General features: G+C 67.9%; 23 protein-coding genes and 2 tRNA genes. 21 read left to right on the forward strand and 4 right to left on the reverse strand.

Annotation, left to right across the window (positions count from 1 at the left end; translation table 11 throughout):
* Positions 1-218: GNAT family N-acetyltransferase (locus tag QZV84_RS08265; RefSeq protein WP_292828118.1), on the forward strand; the 218-nt coding region annotated here is incomplete at its 5' end.
* Here the strand turns inward: QZV84_RS08265 and QZV84_RS08270 are convergent.
* Positions 196-450 carry a hypothetical protein gene (locus QZV84_RS08270; protein ID WP_292828121.1) on the reverse strand — a complete coding sequence of 85 codons (255 nt, stop codon included), beginning with the start codon at positions 448-450 and terminating at the stop codon, positions 196-198. The genes QZV84_RS08265 and QZV84_RS08270 overlap by 23 nt on opposite strands.
* Positions 451-526: 76 nt before the next feature.
* Between QZV84_RS08270 and QZV84_RS08275 the strand changes: the two genes are divergently transcribed.
* The 8 genes from QZV84_RS08275 to serA all read left to right on the forward strand — a co-directional run bounded on the left by QZV84_RS08275 (position 527) and on the right by serA (position 10,973).
* A complete protein-coding gene (locus tag QZV84_RS08275; protein ID WP_292828124.1) occupies positions 527-2,764 on the forward strand; it encodes a bifunctional alpha,alpha-trehalose-phosphate synthase (UDP-forming)/trehalose-phosphatase in 2,238 nt (745 codons plus the stop codon).
* Positions 2,765-2,773: 9 nt separating this feature from the next.
* Complete coding sequence (ilvD, locus tag QZV84_RS08280; RefSeq protein WP_292828127.1) at positions 2,774-4,495, forward strand: dihydroxy-acid dehydratase; 1,722 nt, start codon at positions 2,774-2,776, stop codon at positions 4,493-4,495.
* Between the two features lie 43 nt (positions 4,496-4,538).
* A complete protein-coding gene (locus QZV84_RS08285) occupies positions 4,539-6,341 on the forward strand; it encodes an acetolactate synthase large subunit (RefSeq protein ID WP_292828130.1) in 1,803 nt (600 codons plus the stop codon).
* Positions 6,342-6,344: 3 nt separating this feature from the next.
* Complete coding sequence (ilvN, locus tag QZV84_RS08290) at positions 6,345-6,854, forward strand: acetolactate synthase small subunit (protein WP_292828133.1); 510 nt, start codon at positions 6,345-6,347, stop codon at positions 6,852-6,854.
* A gap of 73 nt (positions 6,855-6,927) precedes the next feature.
* A complete protein-coding gene (gene ilvC, locus QZV84_RS08295) occupies positions 6,928-7,953 on the forward strand; it encodes a ketol-acid reductoisomerase (protein ID WP_292828136.1) in 1,026 nt (341 codons plus the stop codon).
* A gap of 348 nt (positions 7,954-8,301) precedes the next feature.
* The gene (locus QZV84_RS08300; RefSeq protein ID WP_292828139.1) at positions 8,302-8,883 is read left to right on the forward strand and encodes a DNA polymerase III subunit gamma/tau; all 582 of its coding nucleotides are present in this window, start codon (positions 8,302-8,304) and stop codon (positions 8,881-8,883) included.
* Complete coding sequence (locus QZV84_RS08305) at positions 8,880-9,218, forward strand: bacitracin resistance protein (RefSeq protein ID WP_292828142.1); 339 nt, start codon at positions 8,880-8,882, stop codon at positions 9,216-9,218. Before QZV84_RS08300 ends, QZV84_RS08305 begins: the two co-directional genes overlap by 4 nt.
* A gap of 150 nt (positions 9,219-9,368) precedes the next feature.
* The gene (serA, locus tag QZV84_RS08310; protein ID WP_292828145.1) at positions 9,369-10,973 is read left to right on the forward strand and encodes a phosphoglycerate dehydrogenase; all 1,605 of its coding nucleotides are present in this window, start codon (positions 9,369-9,371) and stop codon (positions 10,971-10,973) included.
* An 18-nt stretch (positions 10,974-10,991) separates the two neighbouring features.
* Here serA and QZV84_RS08315 read toward each other — a convergent pair whose 3' ends face one another.
* Positions 10,992-11,537 carry a TetR/AcrR family transcriptional regulator gene (locus QZV84_RS08315; RefSeq protein WP_292828148.1) on the reverse strand — a complete coding sequence of 182 codons (546 nt, stop codon included), beginning with the start codon at positions 11,535-11,537 and terminating at the stop codon, positions 10,992-10,994.
* Positions 11,538-11,616: 79 nt separating this feature from the next.
* Between QZV84_RS08315 and QZV84_RS08320 the strand changes: the two genes are divergently transcribed.
* From QZV84_RS08320 to QZV84_RS08370, 11 genes are all read left to right on the forward strand, one after another.
* Positions 11,617-13,173: an MFS transporter gene (locus tag QZV84_RS08320; RefSeq protein WP_292828501.1), complete on the forward strand. Its 1,557-nt coding sequence runs from the start codon at positions 11,617-11,619 to the stop codon at positions 13,171-13,173.
* A gap of 134 nt (positions 13,174-13,307) precedes the next feature.
* Positions 13,308-14,360 carry a 3-isopropylmalate dehydrogenase gene (locus QZV84_RS08325; protein ID WP_292828151.1) on the forward strand — a complete coding sequence of 351 codons (1,053 nt, stop codon included), beginning with the start codon at positions 13,308-13,310 and terminating at the stop codon, positions 14,358-14,360.
* 47 nt (positions 14,361-14,407) lie between these two features.
* Positions 14,408-15,514, forward strand: coding sequence for a branched-chain amino acid aminotransferase (locus QZV84_RS08330; RefSeq protein ID WP_292828154.1), 1,107 nt, complete (start codon positions 14,408-14,410; stop codon positions 15,512-15,514).
* Positions 15,515-15,545: 31 nt separating this feature from the next.
* Entirely contained in the window at positions 15,546-16,310 is a 765-nt protein-coding gene (locus QZV84_RS08335; protein WP_292828157.1) for a fumarylacetoacetate hydrolase family protein, read from the forward strand.
* A 30-nt stretch (positions 16,311-16,340) separates the two neighbouring features.
* Positions 16,341-17,585, forward strand: a complete 1,245-nt coding sequence (locus QZV84_RS08340; protein ID WP_292828160.1) for an MFS transporter — start codon at positions 16,341-16,343, stop codon at positions 17,583-17,585.
* 91 nt (positions 17,586-17,676) lie between these two features.
* On the forward strand, positions 17,677-19,191 hold the full coding sequence (gltX, locus tag QZV84_RS08345; protein WP_292828163.1) for a glutamate--tRNA ligase: 1,515 nt from the start codon (positions 17,677-17,679) through the stop codon (positions 19,189-19,191).
* An 84-nt stretch (positions 19,192-19,275) separates the two neighbouring features.
* Positions 19,276-19,350, forward strand: a tRNA-Gln gene (locus tag QZV84_RS08350).
* Positions 19,351-19,713: 363 nt separating this feature from the next.
* On the forward strand, positions 19,714-20,499 hold the full coding sequence (locus QZV84_RS08355) for a DeoR/GlpR family DNA-binding transcription regulator (RefSeq protein WP_292828166.1): 786 nt from the start codon (positions 19,714-19,716) through the stop codon (positions 20,497-20,499).
* Positions 20,496-21,467 carry a 1-phosphofructokinase gene (gene pfkB, locus QZV84_RS08360; protein ID WP_292828169.1) on the forward strand — a complete coding sequence of 324 codons (972 nt, stop codon included), beginning with the start codon at positions 20,496-20,498 and terminating at the stop codon, positions 21,465-21,467. Before QZV84_RS08355 ends, pfkB begins: the two co-directional genes overlap by 4 nt.
* Positions 21,468-21,512: 45 nt before the next feature.
* Positions 21,513-23,585, forward strand: coding sequence for a fructose-specific PTS transporter subunit EIIC (locus QZV84_RS08365; RefSeq protein ID WP_292828172.1), 2,073 nt, complete (start codon positions 21,513-21,515; stop codon positions 23,583-23,585).
* A gap of 69 nt (positions 23,586-23,654) precedes the next feature.
* On the forward strand, positions 23,655-23,924 hold the full coding sequence (locus QZV84_RS08370; protein WP_292828175.1) for an HPr family phosphocarrier protein: 270 nt from the start codon (positions 23,655-23,657) through the stop codon (positions 23,922-23,924).
* A gap of 41 nt (positions 23,925-23,965) precedes the next feature.
* On the opposite strand, the gene QZV84_RS08375 is transcribed toward QZV84_RS08370, so the two are convergent.
* Positions 23,966-24,604 (reverse strand): MBL fold metallo-hydrolase, encoded by a 639-nt coding sequence (locus QZV84_RS08375; RefSeq protein ID WP_292828178.1) that lies wholly within the window; start codon positions 24,602-24,604, stop codon positions 23,966-23,968.
* Between the two features lie 107 nt (positions 24,605-24,711).
* Here QZV84_RS08375 and QZV84_RS08380 point away from each other — a divergent pair.
* Positions 24,712-24,787: transfer RNA gene (locus tag QZV84_RS08380), tRNA-Glu, on the forward strand.
* A 62-nt stretch (positions 24,788-24,849) separates the two neighbouring features.
* Here QZV84_RS08380 and QZV84_RS08385 read toward each other — a convergent pair.
* Positions 24,850-25,086, reverse strand: a complete 237-nt coding sequence (locus QZV84_RS08385; RefSeq protein WP_363331895.1) for a phosphopantetheine-binding protein — start codon at positions 25,084-25,086, stop codon at positions 24,850-24,852.
* Position 25,087: the final 1 nt, after the last annotated feature.

The raw sequence follows: 25,087 nt of genomic DNA on the forward strand, positions 1-25,087 counted from the left end.
ACCTCTTCGTGCACCCGGATGCGCGGGGGAGCGGAACCGGTGCGGCGCTCATCGAACATGTGCGCGCATGGGCGGCGGACACAGGTTGCGACAAGGTCTACTGGCTCACCCAGCGCGGCAACCACAAGGCACGGGAACTCTACGACCGGGTCGCCACCGACACCGGTTTCGTGCACTACGAGATAGACCTCGCGCCTACGGCTCCCGGCGCCGTGTGAAACGCTTCTGGGCCGTCGGGGCGACGCGCGAGTTGGTGCTGGTCATCTTGCCCACCGAAGCGCGCCGCGCATCGCTGATCCTGCCGATCACGAGGGCGACGGAGATTCCCCAGCTCAGCCAGGCCAGCGCGTCGCGCCACGTGAAGCGTTCTTCATTGCGCAATCCGCGCAGCAGCGTGATGCCGCCGATGACCGCTGTGACGAGCCCTGTGCCGAAGAGGTACTTGCGCATACGACCACGCTACCGTGACCCGTTGCGGTCGAACCGGCGCTGTTAGCCTGGAGGTTCCCCCGCGTCAGGAGTACGAGTGGACAAGGCCGAGTTCGTCGTCGTCGCCAACCGCCTTCCGGTGGATCGAACGGTGGACGCGGACGGGGCGGATGGCTGGCGGAGATCTCCGGGTGGCCTGGTCACCGCGCTCGAACCGGTCATGCAGAAGGCCGACGGCGCGTGGGTCGGCTGGGCCGGGCAGCCCGATGTCGATCTCGAGCCTTTCGAGTTCGACGGTACGCTCCTGGTGCCGGTCACACTCAGCGCCGACGACGTCGAGTGCTACTACGAGGGCTTCTCGAACGATACGATCTGGCCGCTCTACCATGACGTCATCTCCGAGCCGCGCTACCGCCGGCTGTGGTGGGATGCCTACGTGCGGGTCAATCGCCGGTTCGCCGAAGCCGCTGCCGGAGCCGCAGCGGACGGTGCGACCGTCTGGGTGCAGGACTATCAGCTGCAACTGGTGCCGCGGATGCTGCGCGACCTCCGTCCCGACCTGGTGATCGGCTACTTCCACCATATTCCCTTTCCGGCATACGGTCTGTACTCCCAGCTGCCCTGGCGCAAACAGGTGCTCGAGGGTCTGCTCGGAGCCGATGTGATCGGCTTTCAACGTGTGGCGGATGCCGGCAACTTCGCCCGCGCCGTCCGTCGGCAGCTGCGCTACGCGACGAAGGCGTCGGGCATCGCCGTTCCCGAGGCGGACGGCACGACCCGGACGGTGCTGGCGAAGGCGTTCCCGATCTCGATCGACTCGTCGTCGTATATCGAGCTGGCGCGCCGGCCCGACGTGCAGGAGCGAGCGCGTGAGATCCGGAAGAGTCTCGGCAATCCCAAGCGCATCTTCCTGGGTGTCGATCGACTCGACTACACCAAGGGCATCGGCCACCGGCTCAAGGCCTACGGCGAGCTTCTCACCGACGGGATGCTGAGCGTGCAGGATGTGACGCTCGTGCAGGTGGCCAGTCCCAGTCGTGAGCGGGTCGCGGCGTACATCCAGCTGCGCGGTGAGATCGAACTGACCGTCGGGCGCATCAACGGGGACTTCGACACGATGGGCCACACGGCGATTCGCTATCTGCATCAGGCGTACCCGCGCGAGGAGATGGTCGCGCTCTTCCTCGCGGCCGACGTCATGCTCGTCACGGCGTTGCGCGACGGAATGAACCTCGTTGCGAAAGAGTACGTCGCCTCGCGTGTCGACAACCGCGGCGTGCTGATCCTCAGCGAATTCGCCGGCGCGGCCGATGAGCTCGGCACCGCGGTGAGGGTCAATCCGCACGACATCGAAGGGCTGAAGGCGGCCATGATGCGGGCTGTCCATATGACACCGGGCGAACAGGGGCGCCGCATGCGCGCCGCTCGCCGTCGCGTGCTCGAGCACAGCGTCGAGGACTGGTCGCGCGAGTTCCTCGAGGCGCTGGCAGAGTTCCACCCGCGCAGGACCATGACCGATGCTCACGGGACGATCGGCGTTCACGGCAGCACCGATGAAGCGAGCCTGCACGAGGCGCTGACACGAGTGGCGGCAGCCGACCGACTGCTGGTCGCACTCGACTTCGACGGTACGCTCGCCCCGCTGGAGGACGAGCCCATGCGAGCCCGCGCGCTGCCGGTGGCAGCCAAGGCGGTCGCCGCGCTTGCAGCGCTGCCCGACACCCCCGTCGCCTTCGTCTCCGGCAGGAGCATGCACGACCTCCGTGAGATCGCCGAGCACGCCGACGACGCGCAGATCTTTTTGGCCGGGTCGCACGGCGCCGAGTTGTGGGTTCCCGGCGAAGGACACCTCGACACCGAGGACGACGAGGATGCCGCACTGCTGCGCGACGAGCTGCGCGATGCGATGACCGCTCAACTCTCTGAGTTCGAAGGAGTGTGGGTCGAGCCCAAGACCTTCGGCTTCGGCATCCACTCCCGAGTCGCCAGTGCCGAAGACGCCCAGAAGGCTCGGGATGCGGCCGATCGGCTCGTCGCCCTTCGGGCACCGCACTGGCGTCGTCGCACGGGCCACAACATCGTGGAGTACTCGTTTCGGCACGAGGGCAAGGACTCCGCGATCGCTGCCCTGCGCGAGCGTCTCGGTGCGACGGCCGTGCTGTTCGCCGGCGATGACGTCACGGACGAGGATGCGCTCGCAAGCCTCGGTCCGGCCGACCTCGGCGTGCGGGTCGGCCAGGGCCAGACCGCGGCGTCGGTGCGTGTGGGAAGCATCCAAGAATTGGCGGCCGCCTTGAGTCTGCTGGCGCGGATGCGGGCCGACCGCCGGGAATAGACTCGGAGGATGCCTGGTCTCGAGAACTCCATCGACATCAAACCCCGAAGCCGCGTCGTCACCGACGGCATCGAGGCCACCACCTCGCGTGGAATGCTCCGTGCCGTGGGGATGGGGGATGCGGACTGGGACAAGCCCCAGATCGGCATCGCATCGAGCTGGAACGAGATCACCCCCTGCAACCTGAGCCTCGACCGGCTCGCGCAGGGCGCCAAGGAGGGCGTTCACTCCGGCGGGGGATACCCGCTGCAGTTCGGCACCATCTCGGTCTCGGACGGCATCTCGATGGGCCACGAGGGCATGCACTTCTCGCTCGTCTCGCGCGAGGTCATCGCCGACTCGGTGGAGACCGTCGTCATGGCCGAGCGCCTCGACGGCACGGTTCTGCTCGCCGGCTGCGACAAGTCGATCCCGGGGATGCTGATGGCCAGCGCCCGGCTGGACCTGTCGAGCGTCTTCCTCTACGCCGGATCGATCGCGCCCGGCTGGGTGAAGCTCAGCGACGGCCCAGCTGACTGGCGCGAAGGGAAGGACATCACGATCATCGACTCGTTCGAGGGCGTGGGCGCCTGCATGGCGGGTCGCATGACCGAGGCCGACCTCAAACGCATCGAGTGCGCGTTCGCTCCCGGTGAGGGTGCGTGCGGCGGCATGTACACCGCGAACACGATGGCCTCCGTCGCCGAAGCGCTCGGACTGAGCCTGCCCGGCTCGGCTGCACCGGCCGCCGCCGATCGTCGCCGCGACTACTACGCGCATCGCTCGGGCGAGGCTGTCGTGAACCTGCTGCGCCTGGGCATCACGACCGGTGACATCCTCACCAAGGAGGCATTCGAGAACGCGATCGCCCTGGCCATGGCGCTCGGCGGCTCGACGAACGTCGTGCTCCACCTGCTCGCGATCGCCCGCGAGGCGCAGGTAGACCTGACGCTGCACGACTTCAACCGCATCGGCGACAAGACTCCGCACATCGCCGACATGAAGCCGTTCGGCAAGTACGTCATGAACGACGTAGACCGTCACGGCGGCATTCCGGTCATCATGAAGGCCATGCTCGACGAGGGCCTGCTCCACGGTGATGCGCTGACCGTCACCGGCAAGACGCTCGCCGAGAACCTGCGGGAACTCGACCCCGACCCCGTCGACGGCGACGTCATCCATCGGCTCGACGACCCGATCCATGCCACCGGCGGCATCACGATCCTGCACGGCTCGATCGCCCCCGAGGGTGCGGTGGTGAAGTCGGCCGGGTTCGACGCGAACGTCTTCGAGGGTCCGGCCCGGGTGTTCGAGCGCGAGCGTGCCGCGATGGACGCGCTCGAGGCCGGCGAGATCTCCTCGGGGGATGTCGTCGTGATCCGCTACGAGGGTCCCAAGGGCGGCCCCGGCATGCGCGAGATGCTCGCGATCACCGCCGCCATCAAGGGCGCTGGGCTCGGACAAGATGTACTACTCTTGACGGACGGCAGGTTCTCGGGCGGCACAACCGGCCTGTGTATCGGCCACATAGCACCCGAAGCGGTGGACGCTGGTCCCATCGCCTTCGTGCGCGATGGTGATCTGATACGGGTCGATATCGCGGCTCGCACTCTCGACCTACTCGTCGACGAGGCTGAGCTGGGTTCCCGCCGCTCTGGCTGGGAGCCGCTTCCTCCGCGCTATACCCGTGGCGTCCTGGCCAAATACTCCAAGCTCGTGCGCTCCGCAGCGGAGGGCGCGGTCACGGGGTAGCGCCTGCCTCCAGACATCAATCTCTCGACAGAGGACCATCATCATGCCCGCCGAATCGGCCACGGCCATCCCACGGCCCCCCGCTCGCACCGCCTCGGCGCCCGTGCTCACGGGCGCGCAGGCGGTTGTCCGCTCCCTCGAGCTGCTCGGCGTCACCGACGTCTTCGGTCTGCCGGGCGGTGCGATCCTGCCCGTGTACGACCCGCTCATGGACAGCTCTGAGCTGCGTCACATCCTCGTGCGCCACGAGCAGGGCGCCGGCCATGCGGCCGAGGGCTATGCCGCGGCATCCAACAAGGTCGGCGTCGCCATCGCGACCTCCGGCCCCGGCGCGACCAACCTGGTCACCGCGATCGCGGACGCCTACATGGACTCGGTGCCGATCGTCTGCATCACCGGCCAGGTCTTCTCGACCCTGATGGGGACGGATGCCTTCCAGGAGGCGGACATCGTCGGTATCACGATGCCGATCACGAAGCATTCGTTCCTGGTCAAGCGCGCCGAGGAGATTCCTGGAGCGATCGCCGCGGCGTTCGAGATCGCCGGCACCGGCCGCCCGGGCCCGGTTCTCGTGGACATCACGAAGGATGCCCAGCAGGCGGAGGTGCCTTTCGTGTGGCCGCCGAAGCTCGACCTGCCCGGCTACCGTCCGGTGACCAAGGCGCACGGCAAGCAGATCCAGGCCGCCGCGCAGATGCTCGCCGAGGCCAAGAAGCCCGTGCTCTACGTCGGTGGCGGCGCCATCCGCGCGCGGGCGTCGGCTGAGCTGCTCACCCTCGCCGAGACGACCGGCGCGCCTGTCGTGACCACGCTCATGGCGCGCGGAGCCTTCCCCGATTCGCATACGCAGCACCTCGGGATGCCAGGCATGCACGGCACCGTTCCGGCGGTGCTCGCCCTGCAGGAGGCTGACCTGATCGTCTCGCTCGGGGCGAGGTTCGATGACCGCGTGACCGGCAACGCGGCACTGTTCGCGCCGAACGCCAAGGTCGTGCACGTCGATATCGACCCGGCCGAGATCGGCAAGATCCGCACCGCGGACGTGCCGATCGTGGGTGACCTGAAGGATGTGCTGGTCGACCTCGAGGCGGCGTTCCGCAGCCAGATCGCGAGCGAAGGCCCCGACACCGAGGCGTGGTGGTCGTACCTGGACGGACTGCGCACCGAGTTCCCGCTCGGCTACGCACAGCCGGCCGACGGCCTGATGTCGCCGCAGTACGTGATCTCGCGCATCGGCGAGCTGACCGGTCCGGAGGGCATCTTCGCCGCCGGCGTCGGCCAGCACCAGATGTGGGCTGCGCAGTTCATCAAGTACGAGCGCCCCAACGCGTGGCTCAACTCCGGCGGCGCCGGCACCATGGGCTACTCGGTGCCTGCGGCCATGGGGGCGAAGGTCGCCGAGCCCTCCCGCCACGTGTGGGCGATCGACGGCGACGGCTGCTTCCAGATGACCAATCAGGAGCTCGCCACCTGCACGATCAACAACATCCCGATCAAGGTCGCGATCATCAACAACTCGTCGCTGGGCATGGTGCGCCAATGGCAGAGCCTGTTCTACGACGGCCGCTATTCCCACACCGACCTGAACACGGGTCACGGCACCGTCCGCATCCCCGATTTCGTCAAGCTCGCCGAGGCATACGGCTGCCTCGCGATCCGCGTCGAGAACGAGGAGGACGTGGATGCCGCGATCATGCTCGCGCTCGCGACCAACGACCGCCCCGTCGTGATCGACTTCGTGGTCAGCGCGGAGGCGATGGTGTGGCCGATGGTGCCGCAGGGCGTCAGCAACAGCTATGTGCAGTACGCGCGCGACCACTCGCCGTCGTTCGATGAGGAGGCCTGAGCGATGTCGACTCATGTGCTGAGCCTCCTGGTGGAGGACAAGCCGGGTCTGCTGACCCGCGTCGCGGGGCTGTTCGCCCGCCGCGGCTTCAACATCGAATCGCTCGCCGTGGGCGTGACCGAGGTGCCGGGTCTGTCGCGCATCACGGTCGTCGTCGACGTCGACGAGCTGCCCCTCGAGCAGGTGACCAAGCAGCTGAACAAGCTGATCAACGTCATCAAGATCGTCGAGCTCGACATGTCGTCGTCGGTGCAGCGCGAGCACGTGCTCGTGAAGGTGCGTGCCGACAACGCGAACCGCTCGAGCGTGCTCGAGGTCGTCAGTCTCTTTCGCGCGTCCGTGGTGGATTACGCCCCGGATGCCCTGGTGATCGAGGTCACGGGCGACCACGGCAAGGTGGATGCCCTGCTGCGCGCGCTCGAGCCGTTCGGCATCAAGGAGCTCGCCCAGTCGGGCCTGCTCGCCATCGGCCGCGGCGGCAAGAGCATCACCGAGCGCGTCCTGCGCAGCTGACCACCGGCTGTCGAGTAGCGGCGAAGCCGCGTATCGAGACACGAACCAGAAAACACAAGGAGAAGCACACCCCATGGCCGAGATCTTCTACGACGCCGATGCCGACCTGTCGCTCATCCAGAGCAAGAAGGTCGCGATCGTCGGCTACGGCTCGCAGGGCCACGCCCACGCCCAGAACCTCCGCGACTCGGGAGTCGAGGTCGTCGTCGCCCTCAAGGACGGCTCCAAGTCGGCCGCCAAGGCGCAGCAGGACGGCTTCGAGGTCAAGTCCGTGGCCGACGCCACCGACTGGGCCGACGTCATCATGATCCTCGCGCCCGACCAGCACCAGCGCGGAATCTACAACGACTCGATCAAAGACAAGCTGACCGAGGGCAAGACTCTCGCTTTCGCGCACGGGTTCAACATCCGCTTCGGGTATATCGACGCTCCCGAGGGAGTCGATGTCATCCTCGTTGCGCCCAAGGCTCCGGGTCATACCGTGCGTCGCGAGTTCGTCGCGGGTCGCGGCATCCCCGACATCATCGCGGTCGAGCGTGACGCGTCGGGCACGGCGTGGGACCTGGCGCTGTCGTACGCGAAGGCGATCGGCGGCACCCGCGCCGGCGTGATCAAGACCACCTTCACCGAAGAGACCGAGACCGACCTGTTCGGCGAGCAGGCCGTGCTCTGCGGCGGCACCTCGCAGCTGGTGCAGTACGGATTCGAGACGCTCGTCGAGGCGGGCTACCAGCCTGAGATCGCGTACTTCGAGGTGCTTCACGAGCTCAAGCTCATCGTCGACCTCATGTGGGAGGGCGGCATCGCCAAGCAGCGCTGGTCGGTCTCCGACACGGCCGAGTACGGCGACTACGTCTCCGGTCCGCGCGTGATCGACCCGCACGTCAAGGAGAACATGCGGGCCGTTCTCGGCGACATCCAGTCGGGTGCGTTCGCCAAGCGGTTCATCGCGGACCAGGATGCCGGTGCCCCCGAGTTCCTCGAGCTGCGCGAGAAGGGTGCACACCACCCCATCGAGGCGACCGGCAAGGAGCTGCGCGCGCTTTTCGCGTGGAAGCAGACCGACTCCGACTACATCGAGGGTTCAGCGGCACGCTGACCTTTCGCGATTTCGGAGAATCGCGCCGGATTCGGATCGAATCGGTGTGATTCTCCGAGTTCCGCGCGCATCTCCGATGTCGCGGTACGAAAAGGGTCGCCCCCATAAGGGGCGGCCCTTTGTATCTTTCCACGCGGGTTCCACTCCTTCCCAGCAGCCCGAACCAATGCTGATTCGGGCAGGAAATCCCTGATCATGGCTGATCTCGGCGAACTCGCATCGAGCGACTGCTCGTGACGGCGCAGTGAACGGGTCTGCGGTTCTCAGGACCGAGTGCCCGGCCGACGCGGAGGATCGCTGGCCGGGCACCTCGCTGCGCCGCGAAGACGGCGCGGCTACGCTGAGAACATGGCCCGTGGCACAGACGACGACGCCCTCGCATGGGGCGGTGACGACGATCCGACGCTCGATGTCGGAGCGAAGCCTGCCGCGACCGTACCGCCGGCGGACCGCGAGCCCGAGCCCGAGCCCGACACGGGGGTCGAATCCGAGGCCCATCCGGATGCGTCGACGGCGGATGCCGAGCCCAAGGCACTCCCGGACGGCTTCACCGCGGTCGGCAAGGGCAGCGACGAAGTGGGTCACGTCCACGCGGACGGGTCGATCACGATGCCCGGCGGTCGCACGCCGATGGGCAATGCGACGCTGATCACCCTCGGCATCCTTGGCGGGGTGTACCTGATCTACGCGATCGGCTGGGTGATCGGGGGCTTGCGACTCCAAGACGTTCCGCGCAACGCGTATCTGCTGACCGACCTGATGTACCAAGGTGCCTTCTGGCTCGCCGTCCTCGCACCGCTCCTGTGGTTCGGCACCGTTTTCCTGCTCACGATGCGCTCGAAGCCGTGGGCGCGATTCGCATGGCTCATCGCCGGTGCGGCGCTGCTGCTGCCGTGGCCGTTCGTCATGATCGGGACGGTGGGACAGTGAGCAGCACGACGCTCAAGCGCACCAACCCCACGTGGCTGGTCGTCGCCATCGCCGGGGTGTTCGGCCTGTTCTACGCGTACGCGGTGTGGAACGCGCTGGGCAACCTGATCCAGGCCGCACAGCTGCTGACCGGCCTGAACGCGCTCGGCTGGTTCATCTGGATCTTCGCCACGGTGTTTCCGATCATCGCATTCGGCGCCGCCCTCGCGATCGGGTGGCGGCGACCTGCGCATCACTTCATCCTCGTGATGCTCACCGGGCTCGCATTGACCGCGGTGTTCTGGCTCAATGTCGTCGCGTACACGACCCTGAACACGGCATCCCTGCTGAACTGATCCCGCCTCGGCGGTCGTCACACGCGCGGGACCGCGCGGGCCGAGCCGATAGAGTGTGACATGAATGCGCCCCGATGGCGTGCGGCGCAGCATCCACTCGTCTTTCCCCGGCCGCGTCCTGCGTGCCCACGCTCCAAAGGATCCGCTGTCGTGACGAAGCCTGTTGTGCTCATCGCCGAAGAACTCTCTCCCGCCACGATCGACGCACTGGGTCCGGACTTCGACGTCCGCCAGATCGACGGCACTGACCGCCCCGTGCTGCTTGCAGCACTCGCCGACGCCCACGCGGTGCTGGTCAGGTCGGCGACCAAGGTCGACGCCGAGGCGATCGCCGCTGCGCCGCAGCTCAAGGTCATCGCACGTGCCGGCGTGGGCCTCGACAACGTCGACATCAAGGCGGCGACGACCGCGGGCGTGATGGTGGTCAACGCGCCGACCTCGAACATCATCTCGGCCGCCGAGCTCACGATCGGCCACATCCTGAGCCTCGCCCGGCACATCCCGAACGCACACGCCTCGCTCGCCGGCGGTCAGTGGAAGCGCAGCGCCTACACCGGCACCGAGCTCTTCGAGAAGACCGTCGGCATCGTCGGCCTGGGCCGCATCGGCGCACTGATCGCCGAGCGGCTGCGCGCATTCGGCGTGCGCGTCGTGGGGTACGACCCCTACGTGACACCTACACGTGCTCAGCAGCTGCAGGTGGAGCTGCTCTCGTTCGACGAGGTGCTGCGCCAGAGCGATTTCGTCACCGTGCACATGCCGAAGACCCCCGAGACAACCGGGATGATCGGCGCCGAGCAACTCGCGCTCATGAAGCCGTCCGCGTTCGTCATCAACGTGGCCCGCGGCGGTCTCATCGACGAGGATGCGCTGCACACCGCCCTGACCACCGGTGTCATCGCCGGTGCCGGCCTCGACGTGTTCACCTCCGAGCCGCCGGCCACGGACTCGACCGCTTCGCGCCTGCTCGACCTGCCGAACGTGGTCGTCACGCCGCATCTCGGCGCGAGCACCGACGAGGCGCAGGAGAAGGCCGGCGTCTCGGTTGCGCGTTCGGTCAAGCTCGCGCTCGAGGGCGACCTGGTTCCGGATGCCGTCAACGTCGCGGGCGGGATCATCGATCCGTTCGTGCGCCCGGGCATCGCCCTGGTCGAGAAGCTGGGGCAGTTCTTCACCGGCCTCGCGCACGCCGCGCTCACCTCCCTCGACATCGAGGTGCGGGGCGAACTCGCCGCCTACGACGTCAGCGTCTACCGCCTCGCCGCCCTCAAGGGCATCCTCACCAACGTCATCAGCGAGAACGTCTCGTACGTGAACGCGCCGCTGTTCGCCGAGCAGCGCGGCATCGAGACCCGGCTCATCGTCGAGGCCGACAGTCCGCTGTACCGCAACCTCACGATCCTGCGCGGGACGCTCTCGGACGCGACAGTGCTCACGATCGCCGGCACCCTCGCCGGAACCCGCATGGTTCCCAAGGTGGTGGGCATCAACGGCTACGAGATCGAGGTGGCGCTGGAGCAGCACCACATCGTGATGCGCTATGCCGATCGCCCCGGCATCGTCGCCATCTACGGCAAGACCCTCGGCGATGCGGGCATCAACATCGCCGGCCTGCAAGTCGCGCACCCCGATGCGAGCGGCCGCGCGCTCTCGGTGCTCACCGTGGACTCACTGGTTCCCGAAGAGATGCTCTTCGAACTGCGCGATGCGGTTCAGGCCGACCTCTTCCGGCAGATCGAGATCACCGAGCCGTAGGCGTCGCCGCTGGGTGACTCAGCGCCGTGCGGCGCGCTCCACCAGCGCGATCAGCGCGTCCATCTCGGCGCCGCGGGGCACCGGACCCGGGATATTGCCACCGGCCAGCGCGTTGTTGAAGTAAAGGCCGTCGCTCACGAGCATGACCAGATCGAGGGATGCGGCGTCCTTCGTGTGCGGACGAAGCGCATCGCCCCACCGCTCGCGCACATCGCGCAGCGCGGTGCTTGCAGAGACGTTTCCGCCTTGCGCGAGCCGCGAGGTCGCGAGGATCGCGCGGTCCAGCGGGTCGTTCTGCATGACCGATGACCTCAGGAAGTACGCGATCGGCCCTTCCGGCGCGGTCGACATGGCCGTGATGTCGTCGGTGACCAGGGCGTCGAGTCGGTCGATCACTCCCGACTCGAGCGCATCCTTCGAACCGAAGTGATAGAGCAGGCCGCCCTTGGATACCCCCGCGGCCCGGGCCGTGGCATCCATCGTCGCAGCGCGCTCGCCCTCGTCGATCAGGATCGCCTCGAACGCGTCGAGCACGCTCTCGCGGGCGTGCGGCGGACGGCTCATGGGCTTGATCGTATCGAGTGCCTGCCCTGCGCCCGCTCAGTCACATCTGTTACTATACCGACTGGACGGTTTATATATGATGACTACTCTGACGCAAGACATCGCCATCGCCGACGCGCAGGCCACACGGGTGGGCTGGCGCGGCTGGGTGGCGCTCGTCGTGCTCATGCTGCCGGTGCTGCTCGTCTCCGTCGACAACACCGTGCTGAGCTTCGCGCTTCCGCAGATCGCGCTCGACGTCGAGCCCACCGCGACCCAGCAGCTCTGGATCATCGACGCGTACCCCCTCGTGCTGGCCAGCCTGCTGGTGACCATGGGAGTGCTCGGCGACCGATTCGGACGACGACGGATGCTGCTCATCGGCGCGACCGGCTTCGGCGTCGTGTCGGCCCTGGCCGCATTCGCGCCGAGCGCCGAGTGGCTCATCGCCGCCCGCGCGGCGATGGGCGTCTTCGGCGCCATGCTGATGCCCTCGACCCTGTCGCTGCTGCGCAGCATCTTCACCAACCGCGACCAGCGCCGCCTGGCGATCGCGGTGTGGGCCGCCGGGTTCTCGGCCGGTGCCGCACTGGGCCCCGTGGTGGGCGGCATCCTGCTCGAGCACTTCGCCTGGGGTGCCGTGTTCCTCATCGCCGTGCCGGTTCTCGTGCCGCTGCTGATCCTGGTGCCGATCCTGGTGCCCGAGAGCCGCGACCCGAACCCGGGCAGGTTCGATCCGCTCAGCGTCGCGCTGTCGCTGCTGACCATGGTTCCGATCGTCTACGCGATCAAGGAGTTCGCGGTGCACGGGACCGAGAGCCCATTGCCGATCGTGCTCATCGTGGCCGGAGTCGTCTTCGGCGTGCTGTTCGTGCGCCGTCAGAACCGCCTCGAGACGCCGATGCTCGACATGGCCCTGTTCCGCCGCCCGACCTTCTCCGGCTCGGTGCTGGTGAACCTGCTGAGCGTGATCGGGCTCGTAGGCTTCCTGTACTTCGTCGCGCAGCACCTGCAGCTGATCGTCGGCCTGTCGCCGATGCAGGCCGGGCTCGCGCTCGTCCCCGGACTGCTCGCGATGATCGTCGCCGGCATCGGCGTCGTGCCGATCGCCAAGCGCGTCGCGCCGCGCGTCGTCGTGCCCGTCGCGCTGAGCTTCTCGGTCCTCGGCTACCTGCTGGTCGCGGTGAGTACGAGTGCCGGCGCGCTCCCGCTGCTGATCGCCGCGTTCGTGTCGCTCGGCGTCGGCATCGGCGCTGCCGAGACCGTGTCGAACGAGCTGATCCTGGCCAGCGCCCCGCCGGCGAAGGCCGGTGCCGCCAGCGCTGTCTCTGAGACGGCCTACGAGCTCGGCGCGGTGCTGGGCACCACGATCATCGGTGGCCTGCTCGCCGTGTTCTACCGCGCCAATCTGGCGTTGCCCGCAGGCCTTCCCGGGCAAGCGGCCGATACCGCGCGCGAGACCCTGGCCGGTGCCGTCGCAGCCTCGAACACACTCGACGACACCCTCGGCCAGGCGCTGCGGGATGCCGCAGCCCACGCATTCGACGCAGGAGTCGGGGTCACCGCGCTCATCGGCGCCGGTCTCATCGTGATCGCCGCCGTGATCGCCGCCCTGACCCTCGGCGGCCGCCAGAAGCGCGTGCCCGCCGAGCACTGAACGCGAGCAGAACTCCTCCAATCCGCGCGCTTGCGGCTGGTGGTCCTCCGTATCTGCGGGGCTCTTCCGCGCCGGTGCCACCGAAACGAAGGAGTTCTGAGCGCCGGTACGCTGGCAGGGGGAGAAGGAGAGCAATGTCGCGTGTCGTGAAACTGGCCGTCATCCCGGGAGACGGCATCGGCCCCGAGGTCATCGCCGAGGCGGAGAGGGTTCTCGACGCTGCGACGGCAGACTCGGGCATCCGGTTCGAGAGGACGCGATTCTCGCTGGGAGCCGCGCGCTTCCTCGAAACCGGCGACACGCTGACGGATGCCGACCTCGCGGCGATCAAGGCTCACGACGCGATCCTGCTCGGCGCTGTCGGGGGAGTGCCCGGCGACCCGCGCCTGAAGGATGCGAACATCGAACGCGGCCTGCTGCTGAAGCTGCGGTTCGAGCTCGATCACTACGTCAACCTGCGCCCGTCGAAGCTCTATCCCGGTGCGCCGGGGCCGCTCGCCGATCCGGGCGAGATCGATTTCGTGGTCGTGCGCGAGGGCACCGAGGGACCGTATGTGGGCAACGGCGGGTCGATCCGCAAGGGCACCCCGCACGAGGTCGCGAACGAGACATCCGTCAACACCGCCTACGGCATCGAGCGGGTCGTGCGCTACGCGTTCGCCCTCGCCGGCCGTCGCCGCAACAAGCTCACGCTCGTGCACAAGACGAACGTGCTCGTGCACGCCGGGGGCATGTGGCAGCGGATCGTGGACGACGTGGCGAAAGAGCACCCCGAAGTAGCGGTAGATTATCTGCACGTCGACGCGGCGACGATCTTCCTGGTCACAAACCCGTCTCGTTTCGACGTCATCGTCACCGACAACCTCTTCGGCGACATTCTGACCGACCTGGCCGGCGCCGTCACCGGTGGCATCGGTCTGGCAGCGTCCGGGAACATCAACCCGGATGACGCGTTCCCGTCGATGTTCGAGCCCGTTCATGGTTCGGCGCCCGACATCGCGGGGCAGCAGAAGGCCGACCCCACGGCCGCGATCCTCTCGATCTCGCTCCTGCTCGATCATCTCGGGCTGCATGACGAGGCCCAGCGTGTCACCCGCGCTGTCGAGGACGACATCGCGGAACGCGGCGGCGCCGCCCGCCTGACGGCCGACATCGGCGACGCGATCGTCGCTCGACTGCAGGCGTAATCTGGACCTCGCCCACCCCGTGGGCTCACTCATCGCTTGGACGTGACATGACACTCATCGGAATCGACCCTGACACCGGACTCGCCCCCCTCGAGTTCGCTGTGACAAGGAATCCCGCCGCGAAGAACCCCGCGCAGCGCGACGCGATCCTCGCCGACCCCGGGTTCGGCATGAACTTCACCGACCACATGGTCGACATCTGCTGGTCGGTCGGCGGCGGCTGGCATCGCCCTCGCGTACAGCCGTATGGTCCGATCGCCCTCGACCCGGCAGCTGCCGTGCTGCACTACGGTCAGGAGGTCTTCGAGGGCATCAAGGCGTACCGCCATGCGGACGGCTCGATCCACACGTTCCGTCCCGAGCAGAACGGCCGCCGCCTGCAGCGGTCGGCACGGCGCCTCGCGCTGCCTGAGCTGCCGGTGTCGTACTTCATCCAGTCGCTGCGCGAGATCATCGCCGTCGACGGCGAATGGGTGCCGTCGGGCGCGGACCAGAGTCTCTACCTGCGGCCCTTCATGTTCGCCAAGGAGGCCTTTCTCGGCGTCCGTCCGGCGCGCAAGGTCAACTACTACGTGATCGCCTCGCCAGCCGGAGCCTACTTCAAGGGCGGTGTGCAGCCGGTCTCGATCTGGCTGTCGGAGGACTACGCGCGCGCCGGCAAGGGGGGCACGGGCGCAGCCAAGACCGGCGGCAACTACGCCGCGTCGCTGCTGCCGCAGTCCGAGGCCTACGAGAACGAGTGCGACCAGGTGGTATTCCTCGACGCCGACCGCAACGTCGAAGAGCTCGGCGGAATGAACATCGTGTTCGTCTACAAGGACGGCACGCTCGTGACTCCGCAGTCGCCGTCGATCCTCGAGGGCATCACGCGCGACTCGATCCTGCAGCTTGCGATGGATCGCGGCCACAAGGTCGAGGGGCGTGCCGTGCCGCTCGACGAGTGGCGCCAGGGCGTGGCTTCTGGCGATATCGTCGAGGTGTTCGCCTGCGGCACGGCCGCCGTCGTCACGCCGATCGGCGCGCTGAAGGGAAAGGACTTCTTCGACGAGCAGCCCATCGGCACGCTCGCGCTCGAGCTGCGCCGCGAGCTGACGAACATCCAGTACGGGCGTGCGAAGGACCGGCACGGCTGGATGCTGCGCCTGGACGCCTGACCTGGTCGCCAGGGCTGAGTAGGCTGATCCGGTGAGGATCGCCCGCTTCAGCCACCAGGACACCATCCGCTACGGCATCGTCGACGACGCCGATCTGGTGGTGCTCGACGGCGACCCGATGTTCGCAGGGTTCGACACAACGGGGGAGCGTGTGCCGCTGAGCGAAGTCACGCTGCTGGCGCCGGTCATCCCTCGGTCCAAGGTCGTGTGCGTCGGGCGCAACTACCGTGCGCACGCCGAAGAGCTCGGCAACGAGGTCCCGGCCGAGCCGATGCTCTTCCTGAAGCCGAACACCTCGGTGATCGGCCCCGGCGACGCCATCGTGCGTCCGAAGCAGTCGCAATTCACCTCGTTCGAGGGCGAACTGGCTGTGGTGATCGGCTCGATCGCGAAGAACGTGGCAGTCGAGCGGGCCGCGGAGGTCATCTTCGGCTACACGATCGCGAACGACATCACCGCCCGCGACCTTCAGAAGACCGACGGTCAGTGGGCGCGCGCGAAGGGTTTCGACACGTTCTGCCCGCTGGGCCCCGCGATCGAGACGGATTTCGACGTGGCATCAGCGACCCTCGAGACGCGCCTGAACGGCGAGGTCGCCCAGCGCGCACCGCTCAGCGACATGATCCACTCGGTCGCCGACATCATCGCGTACGCCTCGGCGGCCTTCACGCTGCTGCCCGGCGACGTCATCCTCACCGGCACGCCCTCGGGCGTCGGAGCATTCGTCGCGGGCGACACGATAGACGTCGAGATCTCGGGCCTGGGCACCCTGCGCAACAGCGCCCGTAACGGGTGACCCGGACCCATGGATAGCGTTCCGGCGTCGTTGACAGCACCGCTCACCACAGCGGAGATCGCACGCGTCCAGCGCCGCACGGTCGGCGTGCTCTCCGTCGCGCAGGTGCTCGGCGGCATCGCGTTCGGGGCCACGCTCTCGCTCGGAGCGGTGCTGGCCGCCGACATCTCCGGCGATGAGACCTTCTCGGGGCTCGCCGCGGCCGCGGTCACCTTCGGCACCGCGCTGAGCGCGATTCCTCTCGCGCGGCTGGCCCGGCGGCGCGGCCGACGGCTCTCCCTCGCGACGGGCATGGCCATCGCGCTGGTCGGGGTCACCCTCGTGGTGCTGGCGGTCGGCATCCGCTCGTTCCCGCTGCTGCTGGCTGCTTTCCTGCTGGTCGGCGGAGGCCAGGCGGCGAACCTGCAGTCGCGCTTCGCGGCGGCCGACCTGGCGACCGACGCCTCGCGGGGCCGCGACCTGTCGATCGTCGTGTGGGCGACCACGATCGGTGCGGTGCTCGGCCCCAACCTGACCGGTCCCGGAGAGGTTGCCGGCGAGGCGCTCGGGATGCCGCCCCTCACGGGACCGTATGTCTTCACGATCGTCGGACAGGTGCTCGCCATCGCACTGTACTTCGCCGCACTGCGGCCGGACCCGCTGCTGCTGGCCCAGCGCGTGGTTTCGGATGCTGATGCGAACACCGAATCGACCCCCATCGCGAAGCCGGACCAGCCCCGTGCAGCCCGCTACGCGATCTTCGCGATCGCCGCGGCCCATGGGGTCATGGTCGCCGTCATGGCGATGACGCCGGTGCATCTGCTGCACCAGGGCGCGACCCTGACGATCATCGGCATCACTCTGAGCCTGCATATCGCCGGCATGTACGCCCTGTCACCTGTGTTCGGCATCCTGGCCGACCGCCTCGGCCGCGTCCCGACCATCCTGCTCGGGCAGGTGATCGTCGCGGCCGCGCTCGTGACCGCCTCGTTCGGCCAGGACTCGCCGATCGCGGTCACGGTCGGCCTGATCCTGCTCGGACTCGGCTGGAGCGCGACCACGGTCGCCGGTTCCGCGCTGCTGACCGAAGCCTCGTCCGAGGGCCAGCGCACCCGTCGCCAGGGCCTCAGCGACTTCACGATGAGCATCGTCGCCGCGACCGGCGCCATTCTCGCGGGCGTGATCCTCGGCTGGATCGGCTACGGCGGACTCGCGCTGCTCGTCGGCATCGCCGTGGTGGGCGTCATCGCCCTCGCGCCCTTGGGGAGGGTGGCCGCCGGAACCCGTGCGACCTAGCGATCGACGACATGCACGGCATCGGGTGGCGCCTGACGTCGTGCCGACCTTGACTCAGACCCGCGGCATCCGCGAACTAAGCTGGGACACGATGTCTACCCCCGATCCCCGCACCACGACCGCCGCCGGCGCCGACGTGCGCGTGCGCTTCTGCCCCTCGCCCACCGGGCTTCCGCACGTGGGGCTGATCCGAACCGTGCTCTTCAACTGGGCATACGCCCGGCACAACGGCGGCACGCTGGTGTTCCGCATCGAAGACACCGACGCAGCGCGCGACAGCGAGCAGAGCTATCACCAGCTGCTCGACGCCCTGCGGTGGCTCGAGATCGATTGGGACGAAGGTGTCGAGGTCGGTGGCCCCCACGCGCCTTACCGCCAGTCGCAGCGCCATGACATCTACTTCGAGGTGCTCGACAAGCTCAAAGCCACGGGCGCGGTGTACGAGAGCTACTCGACCCCCGAGGAGATCGACGCCCGCAACGAGGCGGCCGGCAGGGCCAAGCAGCTCGGCTATGACAACTTCGACCGCGACCTGACCGACGAGCAGAAGGCGGCGTACCGCGCCGAGGGCCGTGAGCCGGCGTGGCGGCTGCGCGTCCCCGACGAAGACCTCACCTACGTCGACCTCATCCGCGGCGAGGTGACCTTTCCAGCCGGGTCCTTCCCCGACTTCGTGGTCGTCCGTGCCGGCGGAGTGCCGCTCTACCCCTTCGTGAACCCGGTGGACGATGCTCTCATGGGCATCACTCACGTGATCCGCGGTGAAGACCTCATGCCCTCGACCGCGCGCCAGCTCGCCCTCTACCGTGCGCTCATCGACGCCGACGTGACGACATTCATCCCGCGCTTCGCCCACATGCCTCTTGTGCTGGGGGACGAGGGCAACAAGAAGCTCTCCAAGCGCGACCCGAAGGCGGACCTGTTCCTGCAGCGTGAGAAGGGCTTCATCCGCGAGGGCCTGCTGAACTACCTCGCGCTGCTGGGCTGGTCTCTCTCGCACGACCGCGATGTATTCTCGCTCGACGAGCTCGTCGCGGCGTTCGACATCGTGAACGTCAACCCGAATCCAGCCCGTTTCGACCAGAAGAAGGCCGAGTCGATCAACGGCGACCACATCCGGATGCTGCAGCCCGACGATTTCGCTGCGCGCATCGTCCCCTACCTTGCGGCGGAAGGCGTTCTGACCGTCCCATTGAGCAGGGCGGACGAGTCCATGCTGAGCAAGGCAGCGCCGCTCATCCAGGAGCGTCTGCAGCTGCTCGGCGACGCGCCGAACCTGCTTCGGTTCCTGTTCACCGACCAGATCTTCTACACCGAGGACGCCTTGGCGGGGCTTCCCGACAACACGGGGGTCGTTCTGGCGGCATCCGTGGGGGCGCTCGAGCTCATCCCGGAGGACGAGTTCACCGCAGCCGCCGTGCAGGAAGCCCTCGCCGCCACGCTCATCGAGGGGCTCGCGATCAAGCCGCGCGTCGCATACGGGCCCCTGCGTGTAGCCGTCAGCGGTCGCCGCGTCTCGCCGCCGCTGTTCGAGTCGATGGAGCTGCTCGGCAAGGCCGAGTCGATCCGCCGCCTGGTCGCACTGGGGGAGTTCCGCGCCGAGTAGGGCCGGTCTCGCGAGGCGCCGGTTTGGCCGACTTGCTCGCATCGCGTAGACTCGATCCTTGGCACGAGCTTCTGCTCGGCGCCTTGGGGTATGGTGTAATTGGCAACACGGAGGTTTCTGGTACCTTTGTTCTTGGTTCGAGTCCAGGTACCCCAGCCATCCGAAAACCCCCGCTGAGCGGGGGTTTTTCGTTTCCCCGGCTCTTCGCCCACATCCTGGCGCCTCACCCGATCGCCACACCAGCCTCGGCGCCGTTCATCGACGGCGTCGAACGGGATCTTCAGATGTATGGCGTCCCTTGCCGAGTCCCCATGCGCTACCAGCCTTCTACGGACTTGAGGCGTGGACGGCATCCGGAACCGATCCGGCAGGGCTCGTCACCAGCCCCCGAACGAGGTTCTGGTGGCTATCGAATTCGGTCGAGGGCTATTCGTGCACCCCTCGACAGCGCCGATTCAGGCAATGGGTTGTGTATGTGTTGTTTTGTGTTGTAATGTGTGGGAAATTCACGGAGGAGTTCGCATGTACGCAATGGAGCGCAAGGAGCTCATCGAGCGGCTGCTGCTCGATGAGGGCCGCGTCAGCGTCATCGAACTGGCCCGCCGCTTCAAGGTGACCACAGAGACCGTGCGCCGCGACCTCGACCAGCTCGAGCGCATCGGCGCCCTGCGCCGCGTCCACGGGGGCGCGGTCACCCGCGATCGGGACAGCACCGCCGAGCCGACGCTCGCCGAACGCTCCCACCTGAGCAGGGATGCGAAGGCGGCGATCGCACGTCGTGCGCTCGAGCTCATCGGAGACCGGTTCCGTGGCTCGCTCTACCTCGACGCCGGCACGACGACCGACGCCGTCGCCGCCCAACTCGCCGATCGCTTGGCGATCACGGCCGGTCAGGCCGAGATCGTCACGCATGCGATGACCCTGGCGCACACGCTGGCGGGCGCGCCGGATGCCGCCCTCACCGTGATCGGCGGACGCGTGCGCACCGTCACCGCGGCCGCTGTCGGTGCCGACACCGTGCGCGCGATCGAACGGCTGCGACCCGACATCGCATTCCTCGGCACCAACGGCATCTCGGCCTCTTTCGGCCTGAGCACGCCCGACCCCGACGAGGCGGCGGTCAAGTCCGCGATCGTGCGGGCTGCACGCCGCGTCGTTGTCGTCGCCGACTCCGAGAAGCTCGGACGCGAACTGCTCGTCAGCTTCTCGTCCCTCGATGCGATCGATGTTCTCGTGACGGATGCCGCGCCCGATGCCGAGCTGGCGGAAGCGCTTTCCGACGCCGGTGTGGAGGTGTGGCTCGCATGACTTCTGTCAACCATGGACGGATCGTCACTCTCACCGCGAACCCGTCGCTGGACCGCACGATCACCCTCGATGCCGCGCTGCAGCCCGGCGAGGTGCAGTCTGCTGCTTCGGCCCGCGAAGACGCCGGCGGCAAAGGCATCAACGTCGCCCGAGTCGTCGCCGCCGCCGGCGTGGAGGCGCTGGCGGTTCTCCCGCTGGCCGAAGAAGACCCTTTCGCCTCCGCGCTGCGGGCCTCGCACGTTCCGGCCCGGATCGTTCCGGTCGAGGGCCACGTGCGCGCGAACGTGACCATCACCGACCCCGACGGCGTCACCACGAAACTCAACCTTCCCGGCGCGACCCTCTCGCCGACCGACGTGGACGCGCTGATCGCCGCCGTCGTCCAGGCGAGCGAGGGTGCGAGCTGGCTCGTGCTCGCCGGCTCGCTGCCGCCGGGCGCGGGGGACCTTCTCTACGTCGAGATCACCCGTGCCGTGCGCGGCCGCTGGGGAGCCGACGCCCCCCGCATCGCGATCGACACCTCGGGTGCGGCGCTGCGGGCCGTGGTCGAAGGGTCATCGCCCGACCTCATCAAGCCGAACGACGAAGAACTCGCCGAGCTCGTCGGAGTGGATCTCGAGCCGGGCGCAGACCTCGCCACCGCGGTGCTGCCCGTTGCCCGCGCGCTCGTTCCCGCAAAGGTCGCGGCCGCGCTCGTCACGCTGGGCGCTGACGGCGCCGTGCTCGTGGGCGCCGACGGAGCGTGGCAGGCGACACCCCCGCGCATCCGTGTCGTCAGCACGGTCGGCGCCGGCGACAGCTCGCTCGCCGGTTACCTGCTGGCAGATGTCGCGGGTGAGGACCCGCCCGGCCGGCTGCGTCGGTCGGTCCGTTACGGCGCGGCCGCAGCTTCCCTCCCCGGCACTCAGGCTCCCACCCCCGACGACCTGCCCGCGGGCGAGGTCGTCGTCCGACAGCTCGCCACCTGATCCCACCCCACCGCTCCAACGCTGTGCAGACCATAGGAGGTCATCGTGTCCCAGACCATCACGCCAGAGTTGGTGTCTCTCGACACCCCGCTCGGCGCCGACAAGGCGGCCGTGATCCGTGCCCTCGCCGCACGGGTGACCGCCCAGGGTCGCGCCACGGACCCCGAGGCGCTGTTCGCCGACGCGTGGGCCCGTGAGCAGAAGGACGAGACCGGCCTTCCCGGCGGCATTGCGATCCCGCACGCGAAGAGCTCGGCCGTCGTCACCCCGTCGCTCGCTTTCGCGCGACTCAAGCCCGGTGTCGACTTCGGTGCCTCGGACGGACCCGCCGACCTGGTGTTCCTCATCGCCGCACCCGAGGGTGCTGCCGAGGCGCACCTGGCGGTGCTGTCGAAGCTCGCCCGCAGCCTCATGCAGGATGACTTCACCGCCGGCCTGCGCACTGCCGCGACTCCCGACGAGGTCGTCGCGATCGTGCGCACCGCGATCGGCGAGGCGGATGCCGCCCCCGCACCGGCTGCTGCAGCTGCTCCGGCTGCCGCCGCCACGGCCGCGGCATCCGCCTCCGACGCACTCAGCATCAACGGCCACCCGGCCCGCCTCGTCGCAGTCACCGCATGTGCGACCGGCATCGCGCACACGTTCATGGCAGCCGACGCCCTGACCGCGGCCGGCAAGAAGGCGGGAATCGACCTGGTCGTCGAGCCGCAGGGCTCGAGCGGCTATCAGGCGCTGCCCAACGACGTGATCGCGAACGCTGATGCCGTCATCTTCGCGACCGACGTGGATGTGCGCGAGCCCGGTCGCTTCGCCGGCAAGCCGGTCGTGCGGTCGGGAGTCAAGCGCGGCATCGAGCAGCCCGACGCGCTCATCGCCGAGGCGATCGCGACCGCGAAGAACCCGAACGGCGCTCGTGTCAGCGGCACCGCTGATGAGGCGGGAGCGAGCTCGACGGTTCAGATCTCATTCGGTGCCCGCATCCAGCGGATCCTGCTCACCGGTGTCAGCTACATGATCCCGTTCGTCGCCGGTGGCGGTCTGCTCATCGCTCTGGGCTTCGCCCTCGGGGGCTACGAGATCACCGCCAACGCCTCGACGATCATCACGCAGAACTCGCTGTGGGACCTGCCGACCACTGACATCACGTCGCCCTTCGGACCCCTTGGTCAGTACCTCGGCGCGGTGCTGTTCATGATCGGCGCGACCTCGATGGGCTTCCTCGTCTCGGCGCTGGCCGGGTACATCGCCTTCGCGATCGCCGATCGCCCGGGTATCGCACCGGGCTTCGTGGCCGGTGCGGTCGCAGTGCTCATGAACGCGGGCTTCATCGGCGGTATCGTCGGCGGTCTGCTGGCCGGTCTCGTGGCCTGGTGGCTCGGGCGCCTGCCCGCTCCGCGCTGGCTGCGCGGCCTGATGCCGGTCGTCATCATCCCGCTCGTCGGGTCGATCGTCGCCTCGGGTCTGCTGATCCTGTTCCTCGGTCGCCCGATCGCGACGCTGATGACCTGGCTGACCGACTGGCTGAACAGCCTCACCGGGTCAGGTGGATCCGCGGTGGTGCTCGGCATCATCCTCGGCTTCATGATGTGCTTCGACCTCGGCGGTCCGATCAACAAGGTGGCGTACTCGTTCGCGGTCGCCGGCCTCGCCGCCGGATCTGTCGACAACCCGGCTCCGCTGTACATCATGGGCGCGGTCATGGCTGCGGGCATGGTCCCGCCGCTGGCGATGGCGCTGGCCTCCACGGTGCTGGCACGCAAGCTGTTCACGCCGGTCGAGAGGGAGAACGGCAAGGCGGCCTGGCTGCTGGGAGCGTCATTCATCTCCGAGGGTGCGATTCCGTTCGCGGCGGCCGACCCGCTCCGGGTGATCCCTGCCTCGATGGTCGGCGGTGCCGTCACCGGCGCGCTGTGCATGCTGTTCCAGGTGGCGTCGTACGCGCCTCACGGCGGCATCTTCGTGCTGTTCGCGATCAGCCCGATCTGGGGCTTCCTGGTCGCACTGGCAGCCGGTGTCGTGGTGACCGGATTTCTCGTCGTCGCCTTCAAGCGCTTCATTGCGCCGAAGGAGCTCGCCGAAGCGGAAGCCAACCCGCAGGTCGCCGCTGTTGCGGCCTGAACCCTCGCACCCGCATGCCCAATGCGGAATGCTGGAGTCAGCAGTCTCCTACGAAAGGCAAGCAAGACCATGGCAGAACGTCAGGCAACAATCGCGAGCAGCTCCGGCTTGCACGCGCGGCCCGCGAAGCTCTTCGTGCAGGCCGTTCAGGAGAAGAAGATCCCCGTCACGATCGCTGTCGAAGGGGGTGCCGACCTCAACGCGGGCAGCATCCTCTCGCTGATGGGTCTCGGAGCCTCGCAAGGCACCGTCGTGACTCTCAAGGCCGAGGGCGAAGGGTCCGAGCAGGCTCTCGACGAGCTGGTGACGCTGCTGGAGACGGATCTCGACGCCGAATAGCGCATCTGTGTCTCTCCATGTCGACGTCTACATGTCGACGTCTACATGTCGACGGAGTCGCCGGGGTCGAGCTCGAGGAATTCCCCGCCGTTCTTCTCGGTCGCCCAGCGCAGGCGCGCCCGGTGCATCGCGCGACCGATCACGGAGAGTGTCATATCGTGCGTGCCGAATGCCTGGTGCGGGGCGACGGCGAGCACGAAGTCCATGGCTTCGCCGACCTTGAGCCACGGAGCGCCGATGGGTGCGGCGAGCAGTTCGACGTCGACGCTCTTCGGTACCGCAAACGAGTCGCCCGGGTAGTAGAGCTGGTCGTTGACGAGCACGCCGACATTGTCGACGACGGGAATGGTTTCATGGATGATCGCGTGCGTGCCACCGAAGAAGCGCAGCGTGAACGGCTTGACCGTGACGGTTTCGCCGGGGCGCACGACGGTGATGTCGTAGCCGGCCGCGGCCTTCGCGACGCCTTCGGGTCCGAAGATCGGGGCGTCAGGGGAGTTCTTGAGCAACCGGTCGAGGTGGTCGGGCGTCCAGTGATCGGGGTGCTCATGCGTGAGCATTATCGCGACCACGTCGCCGAGGTCGACGAGCGGGTCGGTGAACGATCCGGGATCGATGACGAGCGTTTTTCCCGACTCGTGCACGGTGAGGGCGGCATGGTGGTGCTTGGTGACTCGCATGCGTCGAGTCAACTCGACCGGATGCCTCTGGGCAAGCGGCCTCGGCGGGCTCGAGCGTGATTTGTCCGGATGCCGGGCCCATGGCATAATCGAACGGTTGCGCAAGCGGCCCCATCGTATAGCGGCCTAGTACGCCGCCCTCTCACGGCGGTAACGCGGGTTCGAATCCCGCTGGGGTCACCAACGAGAAATGCCCGTCCGAATGGACGGGCATTTCTCGTTGGCGAGTCCAGGGAGCCGCAGCGTCATCCGTGCGAGGCGACGTATCGGATGAAGCCGCCCACCGTGGCGAGCTGCCGGTAGTCGTCTTCGGGCGTGTTGACACCGGTCGTGTCTGCGATCACCTGGATGAGTCGCAGCAAGTCGAGTGAATCGATGTCGAGGTCCTGGCGCAGCCTGGCATCCTCGGTGAGCTCGGACGGCTCGATATCCGGTGCGATCTGTGCGAACGCGGCCGCCACGGCGGCCCTGGCTTCCTGCATG

Origin of the sequence: Microbacterium sp., assembly GCF_011620715.1 — a bacterium.
Classification (GTDB): Bacteria; Actinomycetota; Actinomycetes; order Actinomycetales; family Microbacteriaceae; genus Microbacterium.